Annotated in this window: 4 protein-coding genes; 3 read left to right on the top strand and 1 reads right to left on the bottom strand. The window is 72.4% G+C overall.

Annotated features, from left to right (window positions below; all coding sequences use genetic code 11):
- Positions 1-938, bottom strand: a 938-nt coding sequence (locus AB0I88_RS36470) for a WYL domain-containing protein (RefSeq protein ID WP_361035674.1), incomplete at its 3' end; no start/stop codon positions are given.
- Between the two features lie 81 nt (positions 939-1,019).
- Between AB0I88_RS36470 and AB0I88_RS36465 the strand changes: the two genes are divergently transcribed.
- From AB0I88_RS36465 to AB0I88_RS36455, 3 genes are all read left to right on the top strand, one after another.
- Positions 1,020-1,382: a VOC family protein gene (locus tag AB0I88_RS36465; RefSeq protein WP_361035671.1), complete on the top strand. Its 363-nt coding sequence runs from the start codon at positions 1,020-1,022 to the stop codon at positions 1,380-1,382.
- Positions 1,383-1,524: 142 nt separating this feature from the next.
- A complete protein-coding gene (locus AB0I88_RS36460) occupies positions 1,525-2,430 on the top strand; it encodes a MarR family transcriptional regulator (RefSeq protein WP_361035668.1) in 906 nt (301 codons plus the stop codon).
- Complete coding sequence (locus AB0I88_RS36455) at positions 2,427-2,804, top strand: VOC family protein (protein ID WP_361035665.1); 378 nt, start codon at positions 2,427-2,429, stop codon at positions 2,802-2,804. Before AB0I88_RS36460 ends, AB0I88_RS36455 begins: the two co-directional genes overlap by 4 nt.
- The last annotated feature ends 139 nt before the right edge of the window (positions 2,805-2,943 follow it).

Raw genomic sequence — 2,943 nt, 5'->3', positions numbered from 1 at the left:
TCGCGCATCATGGCTCGCAGTTCGGGTGGTTCGAGGACTTCGGCGTCGGCGCCGAGGCGCAGGAACTCGGCGTGGGCGTGCCGGACCGACTCGATGGGCAGGGTGACGGTGGTCCAGCCGTCCGGGTCCGGCTCGCCCAGGCCGGTGGACACGTTGCGGGACATGGCGCGGGTCATCAGCCACGGGATGCGCTCCAGCCCGGCGGGGGAGAAGCGGACCGTGGCGACGTCCCGGTGCAGGCGGCGCTCGAAGTCGGCGGCCCAGTGCGCCCAGGTCGTGGCCAGGTCGAAACCCTCCGGCCGTTCGAACGTCTCGTCCAGGACCTCCAGCTCCAGGATCGTCACGACCCGGTACGTGCGCAGCGACCCGTCGACCCGTGCCACGAAATACCAGACGCCCGCCTTCAGGACGATGCCGAGCGGGTCGATCAGCCGGTCCACCTCGTGCGGAGCCCGGTGGCGGCGGTAACGCATCCGGGCCCGCCGCCGGTTCCACACCGCTCCGGCCAGGGCCGCGAGGTGCGGATGGGTCTCGGTCTCCCGGAACCAGCCGGCCGGGTCGAGGTGGAACCGGTCACGGATCTCGTCGACGTGCCGGGCGAGCCGGGGCGGCAACGACGCCCGCAGTTTCAGCTCGGCGGTGGTCAGCACCGCGCCGAGACCGAGTTCGGCGGCGGCCTCCGGCATCCCGGCGAGCCGGATGGCGCCGGCCTCCTGCGGGGTGAGCCCGGTGAGCTTGGTCCGGTAGCCGTCGACCAGCTGGTATCCGCCGTTGGCGCCGAGTTCGGCGTAGACCGGCACCCCGGCCGTGCCGAGAGCCTCGATGTCGCGGTAGACGGTCCGCACCGACACGTCCAGCTCCTCGGCGAGCTGCTGCGCGGTGAGCCGGCCGCGGTCCTGCAGCAGCAGGACGATCGACAACAACCGGCTGGCGCGCATGCCGGAAAGCCTGCCACAGAAGACTGACACAGGATGTCAGCCATGGCTGGCAGGGTCGGAACCGACGAAAGGAGCACCATCATGACCCTCGCCAAGTACGTCGGCTTCTCCCTCGACTGCGACGACCCCGCCGCCCTGGCCGATTTCTACCACCGGATGCTCGGCATGGAGGTCGCCTACACCAGCGATGAGTTCGTCTACTTGGGTGCGCCCGGCAACGGCCTCGGCTTCGCCAAGGTCGACAAGTACGTGCCGCCGACCTGGCCACAGTCCGACGTGCCGAAACAGGCCCACTTGGAACTCGGCGTCGACGACCTGGAGGCCGGCGAGGCGGCGATCCTCGAACTGGGCGCCACCAAACCGGACTTCCAGCCGCAGCCGGACCGCTGGCGGGTGCTGCTCGACCCGGCCGGCCACCCGTTCTGCATCTCCGTCTCGGTCTGAGTCACGGTGGCGGGCAACGGCCCGCCACCGTGCGCCGGAAGACGTCCCGTGTCGAGGCGCGGACCGCTTCAGCGGCGATTTCACGATCGGCGCCTTCGCCGCGACCTGGATGGATCAAATCAACTTGATGTAACGTGCGGTCATGGACGTGCCTTCGTTCCCGCGCCTCGCCGGGCACCCGCTGCGCTGGCGGCTGCTCACCGAGCTGGCCGGCGGCGACCTGCGGGTCCGCGAGCTGGTCGCCCGGGTCGGCCAACCGCAGAACCTGGTCTCCTACCACCTGCGGCTGCTCCGCGACGGCGGCCTGGTCACCACCACCCGCAGCGCCCACGACGCCCGGGACACCTACTACCACCTCGACCTGTCCCGCTGCGCCGGCGAGCTCACCGCCACGGCGGCCGCCCTGCACCCGGCGCTCACCGCCGCCCTCCGGCCGGCCGTCACCCCTGGTCACCCCGTCGCGCCCGGGCCGGCCGTCACCCCTAATCCGGCCGTCGTCGCTGGTTCTGCCGTCGGGCCCGAGCTGGTCGTGGCGCCCGGGTCGGCCGTCGCGCCCGGGTCGGTCGTGGCGCCCGGGTCGGTCGTCGCACCTGGTCCGGCCGTCGTCGCTGGTTCTGCCGTCGCGCCCGATCCGGTCGCCGCGCCCGCGTCGGTGCTGTTCGTGTGCACCGGCAACAGTGCCCGCTCGCCGATCGCCGAGGCGCTGCTGCGGCACCGCACGGCCGGCACGGTCACCGTGATCAGCGCCGGTGTCCGGCCGAAACCGCGGATTCACCCACACACCGCCCGGGTGCTGCGGGAGAGTTTCGGGATCGAGGACGCGCCGTCCGGGACCCGGCATCTCGGCACGCTGAGCGGGCGCCGCTTCGACCACGTCATCACCCTCTGTGACCGGGCTCGGGAGAGCTGCCCGGACTTCGGAGCCCGCCGGCGTCATTGGAGCCTGCCCGACCCGGGAGACGACTACGCGGCGTTCACCCGGACCGCCGCGGAGATCGACGCCCGCGTCCACCATCTGATTCCCGTCCTGAAGGAGCCATCGCCATGACCGCTTCCGATCAGTACGCCACGGTCCGCTACCTGGTCGACGACGTCCCGGCGGCGCTCGACTTCTACACCACCCACCTGGGGTTCGAGGTGCTCAGCGACCATGCCCCGGCGTTCGCCGACGTCACCCGCGGTCCGCTGCGCCTGCTGCTCTCCGGCCCGGCCAGCTCCGGCGCACGGGCCACCCCGGAGGGCTCCGGAGAGCCCGGTCGCAACCGCATCCACCTGGCCTTCGACGACCTGGACGCGGAGATCACCCGGCTGGGCGCGGCCGGGCTGTCCTTCGTGGGCGACCCGGTCTCCGGTCCCGGCGGTCGTCAGATCCTGCTACGCGACCCGGCCGGCAACCTGGTCGAGCTGTTCCAGCCGGCCTGACAGCCCACCGGGAGCCGCCCGGCCCGGCGTATCGGCCAGTCCCGCGCACCGCCGTCCGCGCCGAGTGCGGTCAGGCCGTCAGCGAGGCCCACCCATCGACAGTGCCCGCCGCCGGCACGCCGGGTCGGAAGCGGAGCAG

The sequence above is a fragment of the Actinoplanes sp. NPDC049802 genome (genome assembly GCF_040656595.1).
Classification (GTDB): domain Bacteria; phylum Actinomycetota; class Actinomycetes; order Mycobacteriales; family Micromonosporaceae; genus Actinoplanes.
Note: the sequence above shows the minus strand (reverse complement) of the source record. Positions and strands in the feature narration are given on the sequence as shown.

Excerpts from the sequence above, each read along its gene's own strand:
- AB0I88_RS36465 (WP_361035671.1), top strand. The coding sequence starts at position 1,020 with ATGACCCTCGCCAAGTACGTCGGCTTCTCCCTCGACTGCGACGACCCC.
- AB0I88_RS36460 (WP_361035668.1), top strand. The coding sequence starts at position 1,525 with ATGGACGTGCCTTCGTTCCCGCGCCTCGCCGGGCACCCGCTGCGCTGG.
- AB0I88_RS36455 (WP_361035665.1), top strand. The coding sequence starts at position 2,427 with ATGACCGCTTCCGATCAGTACGCCACGGTCCGCTACCTGGTCGACGAC.